Genomic DNA, 17,504 nt, shown 5'->3' on the forward strand with positions numbered 1-17,504 from the left:
CGGTCGTCAGCCCAGCGCTGTCACGGCCGGCAGCAGGCGGGCCTGGGCGAGCAGCTGCACCTTGCCGCCCACCTGTACATGACCGGATTCGCTGACACGGACGTCCAGCCGGCTCGGGCGGCCGAGGAAGCGGCCCTGGGCCAGGGTGAAGGCTTCTCCACGGCGTTCCAGGCCCTGGGCCACGCGCCAGGCGGCCACCGGGCCGGCGGCGCTGCCGGTGGCGATGTCTTCCACCACGCCGAGCGGGTCCCAGGTGCGGCCTTCGCGTGCGTCCACATCCATCAGGAAGACGAACGCCGCGCCGATGCCGGCCAGGGCGTCGTCCAGCATCTCGCGCTGTTTCGCCGAGGCCAGGCCGGCGGCGGTCACCGGCAGCAGCAGATAGGGCAGGCCGGTGCTCACCACCTGGGCCGGGTAGCGTGCATCGCGCGTGCTGCCGAAGGCGGCGGCGAAAGCGTCGGCGCGGGCGTCGTCCAGCACCTGACCGAACGCCGCCGGCCCCTGGTCCATTTCGGCGTAGAAACCCTTGTCCAGGCGGCGGGTGGCAATGCTCACCTGCTTTTCCGGCAGCCGCAGCAGCCAGTCGGCCGAGGCTTCGCGGGTGTGCAGGTGATGCAGCAGGGCGGCGGCGCCGAGGATCGGGTGGCCGGCGAAGGGCAGTTCCTCTTCCACCGTGAACACACGGGCGGCGAAGGCGTTGGGGGCTTCCAGCGGCGCCAGGAAGATCGATTCGAACTGCCGCAGCTCGCGGGTCAGTTCCTGCATGGCGGCGGCAGAGAGACCGCGGCAATCGGGGAAGACGGCCAGGCCGTTGCCGGCCAGGACTCGTTCGGCGAATACATCGACTTGCCAGTAATCCATTTCGGGCTCCATGGAAAGCGAAACGGCCGCATCGGCGGCCGTCGGATTGGGCGGGAGAAGGCTCAGCGCGCAGGATACTCGCTGAGCACGCTCTGCTGGCCATTGCTGGCGACGCCTATGACCTGGTAGGCGTCGTGGCGGTCGCCCATTTCCATGCCGGGGGAGCCGATCGGCATGCCGGGGACGGCGGCGCCCAGCTGGTCGGGACGCTCGCGCAGCTTGAGCACGTCGCTGGCCGGCACGTGGCCTTCGACGAACTTCCCGTCCACTACGCCGGTGTGGCAGGAACCGAGGTTGTAGGGCACGCCGAGGCGGGTCTTCACCGCCGCCATGTTGGACTCCTCGTGATCGCGCACTTCGATGCCGTTGTCGCGCAGGTGGCTGATCCAGGCCTTGCAGCAGCCACAGTTGGGGTCGCGGTAGACGTCCATGGCGACCGGTTCGGCGGCCTGGGTGATGCCGGCGAGCAGAGTGGTGGTGAGGAGAAGAGCGCGCATGGGGGACTCCTTGCAGCCGCACGGGCCGGACAAAGAAGGGCAGCATAGCGCCGGCGATGCGGCGCCCCAAGCGGCGCTCTGTTTCAGACTGTTCCCGGCGGCCTATGCTGTGTTCCTGACCCGTAGCGAGACCGGACGATGCTCTTCACCCGTATCCTGCTGGGCCTGCAGGCCTTGATCCTCGCCGGCTTCGGCCTGGCCTACTTCATCCGCCCGGAGCAGATGGCCGCCCTCAGCGGCATGCTGCTGATGGACCCCGCGGCGGTCACCGACGTGCGAGCCTGGTACGGTTGCCTGCCGCTGGGAGTCGCCGCCTTCCTCCTGTTGGCGCAGTTGCGCCTGCAACTGGCGCGGGCGGCGCTGGACCTGCTGGTGCTGGTCTTTGTCGCGCTGGCCCTGGGGCGGATCAGCGGGCTCTGGCTGGACGGTAGCCTGGGACAGACGTTCAACCTCTATGCGCTGCTGTACGAGGTGGTTTCCGCCGGGCTGGCCTTTGCGGCACTGCGCAAGCTGGATGGCACTTGAAGGAAGTACGGCACCCGCGAGGCGCAGGTGGAACTGCGCGTGAGCAGCCGGCAGCCAGGCAGCCTGGGCTACCGGACGCTGGTGATCGATCTGGCGCGCGCCTTCTCATGGGTAGGCGTTCTTGTCGGTTGGGCTGAAGCATGAAGCCCAACGCTTCTCGGCACGGACATGTGCCAGGAGTCGTTGGGCTTCGCTGCGCTCGGCGCCAACCTGCGCCGATTCGCGGAACCCGGGAGGGGGCGAACGCTTACGAACGCCGCTCCAGCAGCACACCCGATTCCATGTGGTGGGTGTAGGGGAACTGGTCGAACAGCGCGGACTTCACGATGCGGTGGGTGTCGTGGAGTTGCTGGATGTTCGCCGCCAGGGTTTCCGGGTTGCAGGAGATATAAAGGATGCGGTCGAAGCGGCGGGTCAGCTCGCAGGTGTCCGGGTCCATGCCGGCGCGGGGCGGGTCGACGAACACCGTGCCGAAGTCGTAACCCTTCAGGTCGATGCCGGCCAGGCGGCGGAAGGGACGCACTTCGTTCAGCGCCTCGGTCAGCTCTTCGGCGGACAGCCGCACCAGGGTGACGTTATCCACCGCGTTGTCGGCCAGGTTGGCCAGGGCGGCGTTCACCGAGGTCTTGCTGATCTCGGTGGCCAGCACCTGGCGCACGCGGGTGGCCAGCGGCAGGGTGAAGTTGCCGTTGCCGCAGTAGAGTTCCAGCAGGTCGTCCTGGCGTTCGCCCAGGGCCTCGAAGGCCCAGGCCAGCATCTTCTGGCACACCTCGCCGTTGGGCTGGGTGAAGGCGCCCTCCGGCTGGCGGTAGCGGAACGCGCGCCCGGCGACGCTGAGTTCCTCCTCCACATAGTCGCGGCCGATGACGATGCGCTTGCCCCGGGAACGGCCCACCAGGCTCACGCCCAGGTCGGCGGCGAGCTTTTCCGCCTCGACCCGCCAGGCGTCGTCCAGCGGGCGGTGGTAGCAGAGGGTGATCAGCCCATCGCCGGCCAGGGTGGTGAGGAACTCCACCTGGAACAGCTTGAAGGACAGCACCGGGTTCGCCTCCCAGCCGGCCTTGAGGCGCGGCATCAGTGCGTTGATGCGGCGGCTGGCGATGGGAAAGTCCTCGATCAGCACCGGGGTGAATTTGTCGCCGGCCTCGAACATCGCGTAGTGGCGGGTCTCGTTGCCGCTCTCGCGCCACAGGCGGAACTCCGTGCGCAGGCGGTAGTGCTCGCGCGGCGAGTCGAAGACTTCCGGCTCCGGGGCGTCGAAGGGCGCCAGCAGCGCCTTGAGGCGCTGTGTCTTCTCGGCGAGTTGGGCGGCGTAGGCCGCCGGGTCGAACTGGGGACGGCTCATCAGTGGAAGAAACCCATCTTGATTACGAAGAGCACGGCCAGGATCACCAGGGCCGGGCTGAGCTCGTTGAAGCGGCCGGCCAGGGTCTTGATCGCGGCCCAGGCGATGAAGCCGAAGGCGATGCCGTCGGCGATGGAGTAGGTGAAGGGCATGGCCAGGGCGGTGAGCAGCACCGGCGCGGCGGTGGTCAGGTCATGCCAGTCGATCTCGGCCAGGCCCGAAGCCATCAGCACGGCGACGAAGAACAGCGCCGGCGCGGTGGCGAAGGCCGGCACGCTGCCGGCCAGCGGCGAAAGGAACAGGGCCAGCAGGAACAATACCGCCACGGTCAGCGCCGTGAGGCCGGTGCGACCGCCGGCGCTGACGCCCGCCGCCGATTCGATGTAGCTGGTGGTGGTGGAGGTGCCCAGCAGGGAACCGCCCATGGCGGCGGTGGAGTCGGCGATCAGCGCGCGGCCCATCTTCGGCATGTAGCCGTCGGCGCGCATCAACCCGGCCTTCTTGGCCACGGCAATGAGGGTGCCGGAGTTGTCGAACAGGTCGACGAAGAGGAAGGCGAAGATCACGCTCACCAGGCCGATTTCCAGGGCGCCCTTGATGTCCAGCTGGAGGAAGGTGGGCGCCAGGGATGGCGGCATGGAAAAGATGCCGCCGAACTGCGACACGCCCAGCGCGATGCCGGCGATGGTCACGGCCAGGATGCCGATCAGCACCGCGCCGGTGACCTTGCGCGCTTCCAGGGCGACGATCAGGAAGAAGCCGAGCACGGCGAGGATCGGCTCGGGCTTGGTCAGGTCGCCGACGGTCAGCATGGTCACCGGGTGGGCGGCGACGATGCCGGCCTTCTGCAGGGCGATCAGGCCGAGGAACAGGCCGATGCCGGCGGCGATGGCCGAGCGCAGCGCCAGCGGGATGCTGTTGATGATCCATTCGCGGATCTTGAAGATCGACAACAGGAAGAACATGCAGGCCGAGAGGAACACCGCGCCCAGGGCCACCTGCCAGGTGTGGCCCATCTGCAGCACCACGGTGTAGGTGAAGAAGGCGTTCAGGCCCATGCCGGGCGCCAGGGCGATGGGGTAGTTGGCGATCAGCGCCATGGTCGCCGAGCCGATGGCGGCCGCCAGGCAGGTGGCGACGAAGATGGCCCCCTTGTCCATGCCGGTTTCACCGAGGATGGCCGGGTTGACGAAGAGGATGTAGGCCATCGTCAGGAAGGTCGTCAGACCCGCCAGGACCTCGGTGCGCACAGTGGTGTCGTGTGCCTTGAGTTGGAACAGCTTTTCCAGCATGTATGGGCTCCCCGTGACGCATTGCGTCGTTGTCATCCAGCTGGCGAAAAGCAAAGCACAAATGCACGGCGCGCGGGCGCCATGGACTTTTCTCTGCCAGTCTGGAAAAAGGCGCGCATCATACCAGCTCACCTGGGAGCGGTGAATTTATGACCGGACCGACAGCTTCGGTCTCCACGAACAGGAGAACGCCATGCACACCCAACCCCATCTCAAGGCCCTGATCGCCGTCGCCGAAGGCGTGGAGGACCTGGAAACCGTGACCCTCATCGACGTGCTGCGGCGTGCCGAGGTGAAGACGGTGGTGGCCAGCATCGAGACCCGCCGCATGATCACCCTGGCCCGTGGCACCCGCCTGACCGCCGACACCATGTTGCTCGATGTGCTGGCGCAGGATTTCGACCTGATCGTGCTGCCCGGCGGCATGCCCGGCGCCCAACGCCTGGGCGAGCACGAACCGTTGGCCGAGATGGTTCGCCAGCAGGCCAAGGCCGGCCGCTTCTTCGCCGCCATCTGCGCGTCCCCGGCCATGGCCCTGCAGCCTTACGGCGTGCTGCGCCAGCGGCGCATGACCTGCTACCCGGGCTTCAGCGACCGCCTGTCCGGCTGCACCTTCGTCGACCAGCCGGTGGTGGTGGACGGCAACTGCATCACCAGCCAGGGCCCCGGCACCGCCCTGGCCTTCGCCCTGACCCTGGTGGAGCAGCTGTGCGGCAAGGCCAAGCGCAACGAAATCGCCAAGGCGATGCTGGTGCCTTGAGAGGCGAGGGGCTTTGCCATGGGGGCTCTTTTTGTGGGGGCGATTTAAATCGCTAAGCAGGTCGCAGACCTGCCCTGCAGGTATTCAGGGGGTAGCCGCGCTGCCCTCAGCGAATAAATTCGCCCCCACAGAGAGCCGGCCGCAAGCTCAATGCAGCTTGTCCCGCTTCGCCAGAGTGGGGAACAGCTTCATCCACAAGCCGGTCACGATCAGCGTGCCGACGCCGCCCATCACCACGGCGGGGACGGTGCCGAACCAGGCGGCGGTGACGCCGGACTCGAATTCCCCCAACTGGTTGGAAGCGCCGATGAACAGGCCGTTCACCGCGCTGACGCGGCCGCGCATCTCGTCCGGGGTGTGCAGCTGCACGAAGGCGCCACGGATCACCATGCTGATCATGTCCGCCGCGCCGAGCACGGCCAGCACCGCCAGGGAGAACCAGAAGGAGGTGGACAGGCCGAACGCAATGGTGGCCACACCGAAGATGCCCACCGAAGTGAACATGATCCGCCCGACGTTGCGCTCGATGGGGAAGCGCGCCAGCCAGAAGCTCATCAGCAGCGCCCCCACCGCCGGCGCCGAGCGCAGCAGGCCGAGGCCCCAGGGACCGGTGAGCAGAATGTCCTTGGCGAACACCGGCAGCAGGGCGGTGGCGCCGCCCAGCAGCACGGCGAACAGGTCCAGGGAAATGGCGCCGAGGATGTCCGGGCGGCTGCGGATGAAGCGGATGCCCGCCAGCAGGTTCTCCAGGCTGGCCGGCGCCTTGCTGGCCTGCTGCTGGCTGCTGGACAGGCTGAGCATCAGGGTGCAGGCGGCGATATAGAGGACGGCGGTCGGGCCATAGACCCACAGGCTGCCGAAGGCATAGAGCAGGCCGCCCAGGGCCGGCGCGACGATGGTGGCGGCCTGCATCGCGGAGGCCGAGGCCGCCACCGCGCGGGGGAAGAGTTCCTTGGGCACCACGTTGGGCAGCAGGGCCTGGGTGGCCGGCATCTCGAAGGCGCGGGCGGCGCCGAGGACGAAGGCCACGATGAAGATCAGCTCGCGGCTGGCGCTGTCGGTGGCGCTGGCGAACACCAGCACGCCGGCCACCAGCGCCTGCAGCACCTGGCAGATGGCCGCGACGCGGCGGCGGTCGAAGCGGTCGGCCACATGCCCGGTGTGGAGCATGAAGAGCACCCGGGGGAGAAACTCCACCAGACCCACGAGGCCGAGGTCGAGGACGCTGCCAGTGAGCGCGTAGATGTGCCAGCCGATGGCGACGGTGATCATCTGGAAGCCGCTCGCGGTGCAGACGCGGGCGAACCAGAACGCCAGGAATGGGCGATGGTGGCGCAGGAGTGTGGGCTGGGACATTTCAACATTTGCTTAGGTTGCTATCGGTGTGCAGCCTAACACGCGCCTGAAACATGCGGTTGCATTTGCCGAACAAAGCGTTTCAGCAGCCGTTTTCGGGCCTTTCCCGGTCCAGACGAATGCGAAGGTGGAGGCAGCGTCGTGTTCTGGTTACGGAAAAATCTGACCGAAGGGTTGGTTTTTTCTTGTCTGCCGGCTGGCTTTCATTAAAATCTGACCTCCGAGTTAGTTTTCTCCCCGCTACGTTTGTAGAGGTCCCCCATTGGCGTGGGGCCGGGAATCCTTCGCGACCATGAAACGCGGCCCGGCTCGTCCGGGCCCGAGAGGAACGGGCATGTCCACTCCTGAGTTATCCCGCCGCGCCTTCTTGCAAGGCAGCGTCGTCGCCGGCATCGGCATCACCCTCGCCCCGTTGGGCAGCCAAGCGTTCGCCGCGCTGTTCGAAGAGCAGGTCACCCGCACCCCGGAACCCTGGTACACCCGTGGCGGCCAGGCCAAGGGGCGGATTGACGGCGTCAGCAAGGTTTGTGGCGAGAAGGTGTTCGCCCGCGATATCCGCGCCAAGGACATGCCCGGTTGGCCGCAGCAGCAGGGTCATGCGCTGCTCCTCAAGGCCACCCGTGCCGACCAGCTCTACACCGGCTTCGACCTGTCCATGCTGGGCGACGAACTCAAGCCTGATCGCGTGGTGACGGCCGCAGACCTGGTGCGGGACGGCATCGCTTTCCCCGAAGGCCACAGCCCCGATCCTTTCCTGCCGGAAGGCCAGGTGCCGATGTTCATCGGCCATCCGGTGGCGCTGCTGATCTGGAAGGACTTCGAGCGCTTCCGCCGGGCGAAGAACATCCTCAAGTTCAACGAGAAGGTGGTGCGCTACGGCGCCAAGGCCCCGCTGTTCCAGCGTGATCCCTATGGCAGTTTCCGTTTCGTGCGGGTCGGCGGCGCCACCCCCTTCGAACCGGACACCTTCTCCAGCCTGAAGGACAGCATGCTGTTCCCGCTGATCCGCGAGCGCAAACCCACCTGGGGCGCCGGCAACCCGACCGGCGACCTGACCGCCCAGGGTCTGTACCACGCCGAGCAGATGCAGTCGAAGCTGGCCAATCCGCCGGAAGGCTGGCTGGTCTTCGACGAGCGTTACAAGACCCAATCCATCGAGCCGGCTGCCCTGGAAGCGGACAACGGCAACGGTTGGTACGACGCGGCCAGCGGCACCCTGCATTTCGTGGTGGCGACCCAGTGCCCCTTCGAAGTGGCCGAGCAGACCGCGCACATGCTGGCGCCTTCGCGCTTCAAGGTGCACAGCCTGAACATGCACCCCGGCTACACCGTCGGCTACGGCTCGAAGGACAACAACATTTTCGTCTTCTACGCCGCCCTGGCCGCGATGTACGGCGACGGCGTGCCGGTGCGCCTGGCCAATGACCGCTACGAGCAGTTCCAGAGCGGCATCAAGCGCCACCCCTTCGACATGCATTACCAGTTGGCGGTGAACAAGGACGACCTGTCGTTCCAGATCTTCCGTGCCCACATGGACGTCGACGGCGGCGGCCGCATCAACTACAGCCCCTCGGTCGCCGCCGTGGGTGCCACCGCCGCGCAGTCCATCTATTACCTGCCGCAGAGCGACCTGGCCGCCACCGCCTACCACTCCCGTGGCGTCGAGGCCGGCTCCATGCGCGGTTACGGCACCCTGCAGACCATGGCCGCCACTGAGATGATGGTGGATGAAGTGGCCCAGCGCCTGGGCGTGGATGCCATCGAGCTGCGCAAAAAGAACGTCTTCAAGTCCGGCATGAAGAACACCCAGGGCGCCATCCCCGCGGGTGCGCTGCGCCTGGACGAAATCCTCGAGAAGGCCGCCCGGCACGACCTCTGGAAAAACCGCGACGCGCGCAAGCGCGAGGAAGAAGCCAAGGACCCGGACAACTGGTATGGCGTCGGCTTCGCCATTTGCCAGAAGGACTTCGGCACGGGTTCCGAGGCGCCCATGGCGAGCCTGGAGTTCACCGCCGAAGGCCGCGTGATGCTGCGCCAGATCGCCATCGACATGGGCACCGGCATGGCCACCTCCCAGGCCCTGCTGGTGGCCGATTACCTGGGGCACCCGGCGGACGATATCCGCACCGGCGTCACCGAGTGGGCCGAGTTGGGCCTGACCACCAGCGGCAACCCCTACCTGATCAGCCAGGACGAGCAAGACGCCGCGCTGAAGAACCCGCGCTGGGTCGGCAAGCTGGCCTCGCCGTCCTCGGCCACCAACTCTTCCTACTACACCGGCCACGGCACCCGCGAGGCCGCGCGCATCCTCTTCAACCACGGCCTGTGGCCGGCGGCGCTCTCCATCTGGGGTCGCGGCGAATACGGCGGCCTGGCCAACCCCTACGTGGTGCGTCGCGAGGACGCCCATTGGGTGGACGGCAAACTCACCGCCAACGGCCTGCCGCCGATTCCCTTCGAGCTGCTGGCACACAAGGCCCACGAGCTGGGCCTGGTCACCGGCGTCAGCGTCCACGGCTTCAACCGCTGGGCCTGGGCCGAAGGTGAGTTCGAGGTCGACGGCAAGCGCGATACCTTTCCGCTGGACGCCGTGGCGGTGAAGTACGGCGACGGCGCCAGCGCCGAGAAGAAGGCGCGGATGACCAGCCATGGCTTCCACCTGCTGGACCGCAGCGCCATCAAGTACCCGCCGACCCAGCTGAACAACGCCATGGTCACCTACTACAGCCCGGTGGCGACCCTGGTCGAAGTGAAGGTGAACAAGGGCAGTGGCGAGGCGCGGGTGATCAACCACCACTCCTGGCTGGAGTGCGGCCGGGTGATCGTGCCCGAGCTGGTGCTCGGCCAGTTGGAAGGCGGCATCGCCATGGGTATCGGCCACGCACTGACGGAAGAAATGCCGCTGTACGAAGGCGGCCCCGGCGAAGGCACCTGGAACTTCAACCGTTACGTCCTGCCCCGCGCCAAGGACTGCGCGGTGTGGAAGCAGAGCGCCGAAATCCTCCCGCCGCTGTCGCCCAGCGACCCGGCCAAGGGCATCGCCGAAGTGGTGATGATCCCCGTGGTCGGCGCCATCGTGAATGCCGTGGCCCACGCCACCGGCAAGCGCCTGCGCGACCTCCCCCTGACCCCGGCCCGCATCAAGGAGGCCCTCCATGGCTAAGCGCGCCCTCAGCATGACCCTCAACGGCCAGGCCGTCGGTCCCTTCACCGTGGACGACGACCTGATGATGATCGACTTCCTCCACGAGTACCTGAACCTCACCGGCTCGCGCCTGGGCTGCGGCCAGGGCATCTGCCACGCCTGCGTGGCGATCCTCGACAAGCCGGACGGCACCAGCGAGGAAATCCGCACCTGCATCACCGGCGCGCATTTCTTCGACGGCAAGCAGGTGCGCACCGTCGAGGCCCACGCCAAGCGCGACGCCAAGGGCGCGGTCACCGAGTTGAACCCGATCCAGCAGAAGTTCATCGACCAGTTCGCCTTCCAGTGCAGCTACTGCACCCCCGGCTACGTCAACGCCGCCACCGTGCTGGTGGAAAGGCTCCAGCGCCAGCCGGTCAAGCGCAGCGAACTGGAAGGGGAGATCGAGAACGCCCTGGGCAACCACATCTGCCGCTGCACCGGCTACGTCCGCTACTACAACGCCGCGCGCGAGGTGGTGGAAGACCTCGGCCTGGTCAAGGAGGGTTGAGGATGCGTGCGTTATTCCTCGCGGCACTGCTGCTGCCCCTGGCCGCCCAGGCGGCTGAACAGCCGGCGGACAAGGCGCTGATCGAGCGCGGCAAGTACCTGGCCCGCGCCGCCGACTGCGTGGCCTGCCACAGCATCGAAGGCGGCGCCGAGTACGCCGGCGGCCTGCCGCTGGTGTCGCCCTTTGGCACCATCTACGGCACCAACATCACGCCGGACAAGGAATATGGCATCGGCCACTACAGCGCCGAGGACTTCTACCTGGCGGTGACCCAGGGCGAGCGCAAGGACGGCGGCAAGCTCTATCCGGCCATGCCCTACACCTCCTACCACCTGCTCAAGCGTGAAGACTCCGACGCCCTCTACGCCTACCTGATGAGCCTGGACCCCATTGCCAAGCCGAGCCCGAAGACCGACCTGGCCTTCCCCTTCAACCTGCGCTTCGGCATGACCTTCTGGAACCTGCTCTACAAGAACCGCGTGCAACTGGAACCGGCCGAGGGCAAGGGCGAGGAATGGCAGCGCGGCCAGTACCTGGTGGAAGTGCTCGGCCACTGCGGCGAATGCCACACCCCGCGCAACGCCCTGGGCGCCCTGCAGCAGGACCTGCGCATGAGCGGCGGGGTGATCCTCGGCTACGAGGCCCCCAGCCTGCTGGCCAGGGATCTCGCCGAGCGCGGCTGGACCACCGACGACCTGGCCACCTTCCTCAAGCACGGCGTCAGCGCGCAGGGCACGGTGTTCAACGAGATGTACCCGGTCTTGCACCACAGCACCCAGTACCTGCCCCAGGACGACCATCGCGCCATGGCCACCTACCTGCTCGGCGAGCAGCCGCCTGCGCCGCGCAGCATCGCCGCCGTGCCCGCGGGCGAGCTGGGCGAGAGCGCCGCCCGTGGGCGCCAGGACTACCTCAATGTCTGCGCCGGTTGCCACGGCGTGGAAGGCGAGGGCGTGCCCCATGTGGCCGTTGCCATGAATGGCAACACAACCCTGCGCCTGGCGGATTCGCGTAACCTGCTGCGGGTGATCGACGACGGCATCCGCGAACAGCAGTTCACCGGCTTCGAACGGATGCAGCCGATGCCCGGCTTCAGGGATAAACTCGACGACGGCCAGATGCGCGACCTGCTCAACTACCTGCGCCAGACCTGGGGTGGCCTCGAGGCTGAGGTGAGCCCGGAGCGGGTGGCGGAACTGCGCAGCGAGGCCCCGTCCCACTGATCGAGGGTATTTCCTCCATGCAACACCTTGACTTGCTGGTGGTGCGCAAGGCCCTGGAATGGTCCACGACCGGCCAACCCGTGTGGCTGTGTACCGTGCTTGCCACCTATGGCTCGGCGCCCCGCGCGCCGGGCTCGCTGCTGGCGGCCACGACCGACGGCCACTGGATCGGCTCGCTGTCCGGCGGGTGCGTGGAGGACGACTTTCTCGAACGCCTGGCGGCAGGCGCCTTCCCCGAGCCGGTGCAGCAGGTGCGCTATGGCGACGGCAGCGATACCCACTCGTCGATCCGCCTGCCCTGCGGCGGCATCCTCGACGTGCTGGTGGAGAACTTGCCTGCAGATTGCGACGTGCAGGCCCACCTGCGCGAACTGGAAAGCGCCCTGGCCGGGCAGCGCCGGCTGATCCGCGAAGTCTCCCTGCCCGATGGCGCGCGCCGCTTGCTGCCGGACCACGAACACGGCCCACGGGTGGAACGTGAAGGCGACCTGCTGCGGCTGCGCGTCGGCGCCGCCCAGCGCCTGCTGCTGGCGGGCTATTCCAGCGTCGCCCAGGTGTGCGCCGAGTTCGGCCAGAGCCTCGGCTTCGAGGTGGTGCTCTGCGACCCCCGCGACGAGGCGCTGCAAGGCGTCGAGCTGCCGGGAGTGGAAATCCGCCGCGAGCTGCCCTCGGAGTACATCCGCCTCGGCGGCTGCCACGCCGATACCGCCGTGGTCGCCCTGACCCACGACCCGAAGATCGACGACCTGGCGATGATCGAGGCGGTGCGCACCGAGGCCTTCTACATCGGTGTGATGGGCTCCATGGCCACCAGCGCCAAACGCATGGAACGCCTGCGCCGGGTGGGCGGCCTGGACGAGGCGGAGCTCGCCCGGATCATCGCCCCCATCGGCCTCAATCTCGGCAGCAAGACACCTTCCGAAATCGCCCTGGCGGTACTGGCGGACATCCTGCGGGTGCGCAATGGCATCGCTCGGGAGCGCCTCTAGCGCCGATCGCCTGGTTAATCGTGGGAGCGAATTCATTCGCGAAAGGGCTGCGCAGCAGCCCCAGCCCGGTGGGATTGGCAGGCCTGCAGCCTGCTTCGCGAATGAATTCGCACCTACAGGGTTGGTTTCCCTCCACCACTGGAGTTGATTGATGCCCAACGTCCCCGCTCTGATCCTCGCCGCCGGCTTCGGCTCTCGCTTCGGCAGCGACAAGCGCCGCGCCACCCTGGCCGATGGCCGCACCCTGCTGGCGGCGAGCCTGGAGCGGGCGCAGCGGGTGTTCGACGAGGTGCACCTGATCCTGCGCCCGGAGGACGACCCGCAATCGCTGGGCCTGCCTGACGGCTGCAGCATCATCCGTTGCGCCGACGCGGGGCAGGGCATGGGCCATAGCCTGGCGGCCGGTGTCCGTGCCCTGGCGGACAGCCCGGCCGAGGCCATTGCCGTGCTGCTGGGCGACATGCCCTGGATTGCCGAATCCAGCTTGCACGCGCTGGTCGCCAAGTCCGCGGCCGGACGTATCGTGTTCCCGGTCCATCACGACGAACGCGGCCATCCGGTGCTGTTCGGGCGCGACTTCTGGCCGGAGCTGCAACGGCTCACCGGAGACGAAGGCGCCCGGAGGGTGTTGCGCGCTCACGCCTCGGCCTGGGTGGCGGTCGGCGTCGATGATCCGGGTGTTCTGCGCGACGTGGACAGCCCCGAGGTCCTGGCGCCGTAGGTCGTTGTCCTGTGGGAGCGAATTCATTCGCGAAAGGAAGCAGGCAGGTCTTCGACCTGTATCGCGATTGAAATCGCTCCCACGCCATCTCTATGCTCAGGACGTCTGCGGCGCACGGCCGCGCGGCAACCTGTCGCGCGGCAACCGACCACAGATTCCAAAATGCCCTGAACGGCTACTCTCTAGGCATTGCTTGATCCGCGTCAAAACACAAGGCGCGGATTCGTGAAGGCCGACCTGGCCTGCATCCAGCCGCAGCACTTCCCACAAGAACAATCCGTCCCGCCCGGCTCCAGGTCCGATGGAGCTACGCTGGACCCGTGCCCGTATCAACCTGATTAGAGGATTCGCCATGTTCGGATTGGAGGCTCTCGATCTCGCCCGAATGCAGTTCGCCTTCACCGTGTCCTTCCACATCATCTTCCCGGCCATCACCATCGGCCTGGCGAGCTATCTCGCCGTGCTGGAAGGCCTGTGGCTGAGGACGCGGCAGGAGGTCTACCGCGACCTCTATCACTTCTGGTCGAAGATTTTCGCCGTGAACTTCGGCATGGGTGTGGTTTCCGGCCTGGTCATGGCCTACCAGTTCGGTACCAACTGGAGCGCCTTCTCCGACTTCGCCGGCGCGGTCACCGGGCCTTTGCTGACTTACGAAGTGCTCACCGCCTTCTTCCTGGAGGCCGGCTTCCTCGGCGTCATGCTGTTCGGCTGGAACCGCGTGGGGCCGGGACTGCACTTCTTCTCCACGGTGATGGTGGCCATCGGCACCCTGATCTCCACCTTCTGGATTCTCGCCTCCAACAGCTGGATGCAGACACCCCAGGGCCACGAGCTCATCGATGGCCGCGTGGTGCCGGTGGACTGGCTGGCGGTGATCTTCAACCCGTCCTTCCCCTACCGCCTGCTGCACATGGCCACCGCCGCCTTCCTCGCCACCGCCTTTTTCGTCGGCGCGTCGGCGGCCTGGCACCTGCTGCGCGGGCGCGACAATCCGGCGATCCGCAAGATGCTCTCCATGGCCATGTGGATGGCGCTGATCGTGGCGCCGGTACAGGCGTTCATCGGCGACCTGCACGGCCTCAACACCCTCAAGCACCAGCCGGTGAAGATTGCCGCGATGGAAGGCCACTGGGACAACAGCAGCGGCGAGGCGACCCCGCTGATCCTCTTCGGCTGGCCGGACATGGAACGCGAGGAAACCCGCTTCAAGGTGGAAGTGCCCTACCTCGGCAGCCTCATCCTGACCCACAGCCTGGACAAGCAGGTGCCGGCGCTGAAGGACTTCCCCAAGGAAGACCGGCCCAACTCCACCGTGGTGTTCTGGTCGTTCCGCATCATGGTCGCCCTGGGGCTGCTGATGATCCTGGCCGGTGTCTGGAGCCTGTGGCTGCGCTGGCGCGGCGGCCTGTTCCGTGCGCGGCCGTTCCTCTACCTCTGCCTGTGGATGGGGCCCTCCGGGCTGATCGCCATCCTCGCCGGCTGGTTCACCACCGAGATGGGCCGCCAGCCCTGGGTGGTCTACGGGCTGATGCGCACCAGCGAGGCCGTGTCCAACCACAGCGTGACGCAGATGAGCCTGACCCTGGTGAGTTTCGTGGTGGTGTACTTCCTGCTCTTCGGCGCCGGCCTGGGCTACATGATGCGCCTGGTGCGCCAGGGCCCGCGCACGGACGAAGGCAAGGAGCAGGGTATCGGCGGCCCCGGCCAGCACCGCACGCCCGCCCGCCCGCTCTCGGCGGCCACCGACGAGGGCCTGGACGATGACGACAACGCTGTAACCGAGCCGAGGAGCTGAACATGGGCGTCGACCTTTCACTGATCTGGGCGATCATCATCATCTTCGGCGTGATGATGTACGTGGTGATGGACGGTTTCGACCTCGGAATCGGCATCCTCTTCCCCTTCGTCAAGGATGACGGCGAGCGCGACGTGATGATGAACACCGTGGCGCCGGTGTGGGACGGCAACGAGACCTGGCTGATCCTCGGCGGCGCGGGCCTGTTCGGCGCCTTCCCGCTGGCCTACTCGGTGGTGCTCTCGGCGCTCTACCTGCCGCTGATCCTGATGCTGCTGGGCCTGATCTTCCGTGGCGTGGCCTTCGAGTTCCGCTTCAAGGCCAAGCCGGCCAAGCGTCACCTGTGGGACAAGGCCTTCATCGGTGGCTCCATCGCCGCGACCTTCTTCCAGGGCGTGGCCCTGGGCGCTTTCATCGAGGGGATTCCGGTGGTGGACCGCGCCTACGCCGGCGGCTCCCTGGACTGGCTGGCGCCCTTCCCGCTGTTCTGCGGCCTGGGCCTGATCGCCGCCTATGCGCTGCTGGGCTGCACCTGGCTGATCATGAAGACCGAGGGCCGCCTGCAACAGCAGATGCACGACCTGGCGCGGCCGCTGGTGCTGGTGCTGCTGGGCATCACCGGCATCGTCAGCATCTGGACCCCGCTGGCCCATGCCGACATCGCCGCGCGCTGGTTCAGCCTGCCCAACCTGTTCTGGTTCATGCCGGTGCCGATCCTGGTGCTGGTGTGCACCTGGGCGCTGCTGCGCGCGGTGGCCAACAACGCCCACCATGCGCCCTTCGTGTTGACCCTGGTGTTGATTTTCCTCGGCTACAGCGGCCTCGGGATCAGCCTCTGGCCGAACGTGATCCCGCCGTCCATCTCCATCTGGGACGCGGCGGCGCCGCCGCAGAGCCAGGGCTTCATGCTGGTGGGCGCGCTGTTCATCATCCCCTTCATCCTGATGTACACCGCCTGGAGCTACTACGTGTTCCGCGGCAAGGTGACCCAGGAAGACGGTTACCACTAGGAGCCGGGCGATGGGCGAATCCGAGAAGAAACCCCTGTGGCAGCGCCTGGGCTGGCTGGTGGGCATCTGGGCCCTCAGCGTGCTGGCCCTGGGGGCGGTGGCCTACCTGCTGCGCATGGTGATGTCGGCGGCGGGGTTGAGTACGCACTGAGCTTTTCTCCCCACTCCCTTCGGGAGAGGGGCCGGGGGAGAGGGCTGCCGTGCCTCGCTCGAGTTTCGGGGGCAACTGCGTTGCCCTTCGCGAATGAATTCGCTCCTACAGGGCGGCGCGAGACGGTGGTGTCATTTGCTCGCCTTGAGCACCACGAACTTCGGCGTTGCCGCCACCTGTTCCACGCCCCGGAACAGGCGCTTGAGCTTGGCGTGGTAGCCCAGGTGGCGGTTGCCCACTATCCACAGCTCGCCGCCTTTCACCAGCGCATTGCGCGCCTGCACGAACATGCGCCAGGCGAGGAAGTCGCCCACCACCTGCTGCTGGTGGAAGGGCGGGTTGCACAGCACCAGGTCCAGTGAGTCCGCCGGCTGTTCGGCCAGGCCGTCGCCGGCACGGATATCCACCGGGCGGTCGCCAAGGGCGGCGCGCCAGTTTTCCCGTGCCGACTGCACCGCCATGTAGGACTCGTCCACCAGGGTCAACTGCGCCTGCGGATTGGCCAGCGCGTAGGCGATGCCCAGCACGCCATTGCCGCAGCCCAGGTCCGCCGCGCGAACGTCCGCCAGGCTGCGCGGCAGGTGGGGAAGAAAGGCGCGGGTGCCGATGTCCAGGCCTTCACGGCAGAACACATTGGCGTGGTTGACCAGCGCCAGGCGCGGTTGGTCCAGTTGGTAGCGGGTGGGGTAGGGGGAGGCCTGGGCCGGTTTATCCACAGGTGTGGCGATCAGCAGGCGCGCCTTCTTCACCGCCAGCGACGGCTGCATCGGACCGATGTACTTGGCCAGCAGGTCGCCGGCGGCGTGGGGCAGGTGCTTGACCATGCCGGCCGCCACCACCGTGGCGCCGGGGGCCAGTTGACCGTGCAGGCGGATCAGTTGTTCTTCCAGCAGGGCGAGGGTCTTGGGCACGCGGATCAGCACCCGGTCGAAGGGCCCTTCGGCCGCTTCGCTGGCGGGCACGAAGCGCACGCTGGCGGCCTCGAGCCCATTGCGTGCCAGGTTGCGTATCAGGCCGAGATATCCCAGGTGGGAATCGCCGCTGCTGGTGACTTGCGCATGGGTTGCCAGGCTGGCGGCCAGGGCGCCGAAGCTGTCGTTCAGCACCAGGATACGTGTTGCGGCCGTGACACCCTGTTCATGCGCGTGGTTGAGCAGGTACTCGTCGGCGGCGTCGAAGGCCTGCAGCGGGTCATCCTGCTGCTCGGGCTGGCGCACCAGGTCGAGCTGGGCGAAAGGCGTAGTGAATATAGGCATAAGAACCGGCGGTGTTTCTGGCGACCGC

At 67.2% G+C, this 17,504-nt stretch carries 16 protein-coding genes; 10 read left to right on the plus strand and 6 right to left on the minus strand.

Features of this window, described 5'->3' with window-relative positions:
- Window positions 1–6: 6 nt before the first annotated feature.
- Window positions 7–861, minus strand: coding sequence for a PhzF family phenazine biosynthesis protein (locus PJW05_RS04990; protein ID WP_271410634.1), 855 nt, complete (start codon window positions 859–861; stop codon window positions 7–9).
- 62 nt (window positions 862–923) lie between these two features.
- Entirely contained in the window at window positions 924–1,358 is a 435-nt protein-coding gene (locus PJW05_RS04995) for a DUF411 domain-containing protein (RefSeq protein WP_271410635.1), read from the minus strand.
- 138 nt (window positions 1,359–1,496) lie between these two features.
- Here PJW05_RS04995 and PJW05_RS05000 point away from each other — a divergent pair, with 138 nt between their 5' ends.
- Window positions 1,497–1,883, plus strand: coding sequence for a DUF4345 domain-containing protein (locus tag PJW05_RS05000; protein ID WP_271410636.1), 387 nt, complete (start codon window positions 1,497–1,499; stop codon window positions 1,881–1,883).
- A gap of 247 nt (window positions 1,884–2,130) precedes the next feature.
- Here the strand turns inward: PJW05_RS05000 and trmA are convergent, their stop codons facing one another.
- Both trmA and PJW05_RS05010 read right to left on the minus strand, forming a co-directional pair.
- The gene (gene trmA, locus PJW05_RS05005) at window positions 2,131–3,228 is read right to left on the minus strand and encodes a tRNA (uridine(54)-C5)-methyltransferase TrmA (RefSeq protein ID WP_271410637.1); all 1,098 of its coding nucleotides are present in this window, start codon (window positions 3,226–3,228) and stop codon (window positions 2,131–2,133) included.
- Window positions 3,228–4,520, minus strand: coding sequence for an NCS2 family permease (locus PJW05_RS05010; protein ID WP_271410638.1), 1,293 nt, complete (start codon window positions 4,518–4,520; stop codon window positions 3,228–3,230). Before PJW05_RS05010 ends, trmA begins: the two co-directional genes overlap by 1 nt.
- Window positions 4,521–4,713: 193 nt before the next feature.
- Between PJW05_RS05010 and PJW05_RS05015 the strand changes: the two genes are divergently transcribed.
- Window positions 4,714–5,280, plus strand: a complete 567-nt coding sequence (locus tag PJW05_RS05015; protein WP_271410639.1) for a DJ-1 family glyoxalase III — start codon at window positions 4,714–4,716, stop codon at window positions 5,278–5,280.
- Window positions 5,281–5,427: 147 nt separating this feature from the next.
- Here the strand turns inward: PJW05_RS05015 and PJW05_RS05020 are convergent, their stop codons facing one another.
- Window positions 5,428–6,636 carry an MFS transporter gene (locus tag PJW05_RS05020; protein WP_271410640.1) on the minus strand — a complete coding sequence of 403 codons (1,209 nt, stop codon included), beginning with the start codon at window positions 6,634–6,636 and terminating at the stop codon, window positions 5,428–5,430.
- A 334-nt stretch (window positions 6,637–6,970) separates the two neighbouring features.
- Here PJW05_RS05020 and PJW05_RS05025 point away from each other — a divergent pair, with 334 nt between their 5' ends.
- From PJW05_RS05025 to PJW05_RS05060, 8 genes are all read left to right on the plus strand, one after another.
- A complete protein-coding gene (locus tag PJW05_RS05025) occupies window positions 6,971–9,799 on the plus strand; it encodes a xanthine dehydrogenase family protein molybdopterin-binding subunit (RefSeq protein WP_271410641.1) in 2,829 nt (942 codons plus the stop codon).
- Window positions 9,792–10,331, plus strand: a complete 540-nt coding sequence (locus PJW05_RS05030) for a (2Fe-2S)-binding protein (protein ID WP_271410642.1) — start codon at window positions 9,792–9,794, stop codon at window positions 10,329–10,331. The genes PJW05_RS05025 and PJW05_RS05030 overlap by 8 nt, the downstream gene beginning before the upstream one ends.
- Window positions 10,332–10,333: 2 nt before the next feature.
- Entirely contained in the window at window positions 10,334–11,554 is a 1,221-nt protein-coding gene (locus tag PJW05_RS05035; RefSeq protein WP_271410643.1) for a cytochrome c, read from the plus strand.
- Window positions 11,555–11,571: 17 nt separating this feature from the next.
- A complete protein-coding gene (locus PJW05_RS05040; protein WP_271410644.1) occupies window positions 11,572–12,543 on the plus strand; it encodes an XdhC family protein in 972 nt (323 codons plus the stop codon).
- A 151-nt stretch (window positions 12,544–12,694) separates the two neighbouring features.
- A complete protein-coding gene (locus tag PJW05_RS05045; protein WP_271410645.1) occupies window positions 12,695–13,264 on the plus strand; it encodes a nucleotidyltransferase family protein in 570 nt (189 codons plus the stop codon).
- 352 nt (window positions 13,265–13,616) lie between these two features.
- Window positions 13,617–15,059, plus strand: a complete 1,443-nt coding sequence (locus PJW05_RS05050) for a cytochrome ubiquinol oxidase subunit I (RefSeq protein WP_271410646.1) — start codon at window positions 13,617–13,619, stop codon at window positions 15,057–15,059.
- Between the two features lie 2 nt (window positions 15,060–15,061).
- Window positions 15,062–16,069, plus strand: a complete 1,008-nt coding sequence (gene cydB, locus PJW05_RS05055) for a cytochrome d ubiquinol oxidase subunit II (protein WP_271410647.1) — start codon at window positions 15,062–15,064, stop codon at window positions 16,067–16,069.
- A 10-nt stretch (window positions 16,070–16,079) separates the two neighbouring features.
- Window positions 16,080–16,220, plus strand: a complete 141-nt coding sequence (locus tag PJW05_RS05060; RefSeq protein ID WP_271410648.1) for a DUF2474 domain-containing protein — start codon at window positions 16,080–16,082, stop codon at window positions 16,218–16,220.
- 131 nt (window positions 16,221–16,351) lie between these two features.
- Here PJW05_RS05060 and PJW05_RS05065 read toward each other — a convergent pair whose 3' ends face one another.
- Window positions 16,352–17,476 carry a methyltransferase gene (locus PJW05_RS05065; RefSeq protein ID WP_271410649.1) on the minus strand — a complete coding sequence of 375 codons (1,125 nt, stop codon included), beginning with the start codon at window positions 17,474–17,476 and terminating at the stop codon, window positions 16,352–16,354.
- Window positions 17,477–17,504: the final 28 nt, after the last annotated feature.

It is taken from the genome of Pseudomonas sp. Q1-7 (assembly GCF_028010285.1).
Taxonomy (GTDB): domain Bacteria; phylum Pseudomonadota; class Gammaproteobacteria; order Pseudomonadales; family Pseudomonadaceae; genus Metapseudomonas.

What these genes read in the sequence shown, in the direction of transcription:
- PJW05_RS05035 (WP_271410643.1), top strand. Translation starts at nt 10,334, where the DNA reads ATGCGTGCGTTATTCCTCGCGGCACTGCTGCTGCCCCTGGCCGCCCAG.
- PJW05_RS04990 (WP_271410634.1), bottom strand. Translation starts at nt 861, where the DNA reads ATGGATTACTGGCAAGTCGATGTATTCGCCGAACGAGTCCTGGCCGGC.
- PJW05_RS05050 (WP_271410646.1), top strand. Translation starts at nt 13,617, where the DNA reads ATGTTCGGATTGGAGGCTCTCGATCTCGCCCGAATGCAGTTCGCCTTC.
- PJW05_RS05030 (WP_271410642.1), top strand. Translation starts at nt 9,792, where the DNA reads ATGGCTAAGCGCGCCCTCAGCATGACCCTCAACGGCCAGGCCGTCGGT.
- PJW05_RS05015 (WP_271410639.1), top strand. Translation starts at nt 4,714, where the DNA reads ATGCACACCCAACCCCATCTCAAGGCCCTGATCGCCGTCGCCGAAGGC.
- PJW05_RS05010 (WP_271410638.1), bottom strand. Translation starts at nt 4,520, where the DNA reads ATGCTGGAAAAGCTGTTCCAACTCAAGGCACACGACACCACTGTGCGC.
- PJW05_RS04995 (WP_271410635.1), bottom strand. Translation starts at nt 1,358, where the DNA reads ATGCGCGCTCTTCTCCTCACCACCACTCTGCTCGCCGGCATCACCCAG.
- PJW05_RS05060 (WP_271410648.1), top strand. Translation starts at nt 16,080, where the DNA reads ATGGGCGAATCCGAGAAGAAACCCCTGTGGCAGCGCCTGGGCTGGCTG.
- PJW05_RS05040 (WP_271410644.1), top strand. Translation starts at nt 11,572, where the DNA reads ATGCAACACCTTGACTTGCTGGTGGTGCGCAAGGCCCTGGAATGGTCC.
- PJW05_RS05020 (WP_271410640.1), bottom strand. Translation starts at nt 6,636, where the DNA reads ATGTCCCAGCCCACACTCCTGCGCCACCATCGCCCATTCCTGGCGTTC.
- PJW05_RS05065 (WP_271410649.1), bottom strand. Translation starts at nt 17,476, where the DNA reads ATGCCTATATTCACTACGCCTTTCGCCCAGCTCGACCTGGTGCGCCAG.
- PJW05_RS05025 (WP_271410641.1), top strand. Translation starts at nt 6,971, where the DNA reads ATGTCCACTCCTGAGTTATCCCGCCGCGCCTTCTTGCAAGGCAGCGTC.
- PJW05_RS05000 (WP_271410636.1), top strand. Translation starts at nt 1,497, where the DNA reads ATGCTCTTCACCCGTATCCTGCTGGGCCTGCAGGCCTTGATCCTCGCC.
- trmA (WP_271410637.1), bottom strand. Translation starts at nt 3,228, where the DNA reads ATGAGCCGTCCCCAGTTCGACCCGGCGGCCTACGCCGCCCAACTCGCC.
- cydB (WP_271410647.1), top strand. Translation starts at nt 15,062, where the DNA reads ATGGGCGTCGACCTTTCACTGATCTGGGCGATCATCATCATCTTCGGC.
- PJW05_RS05045 (WP_271410645.1), top strand. Translation starts at nt 12,695, where the DNA reads ATGCCCAACGTCCCCGCTCTGATCCTCGCCGCCGGCTTCGGCTCTCGC.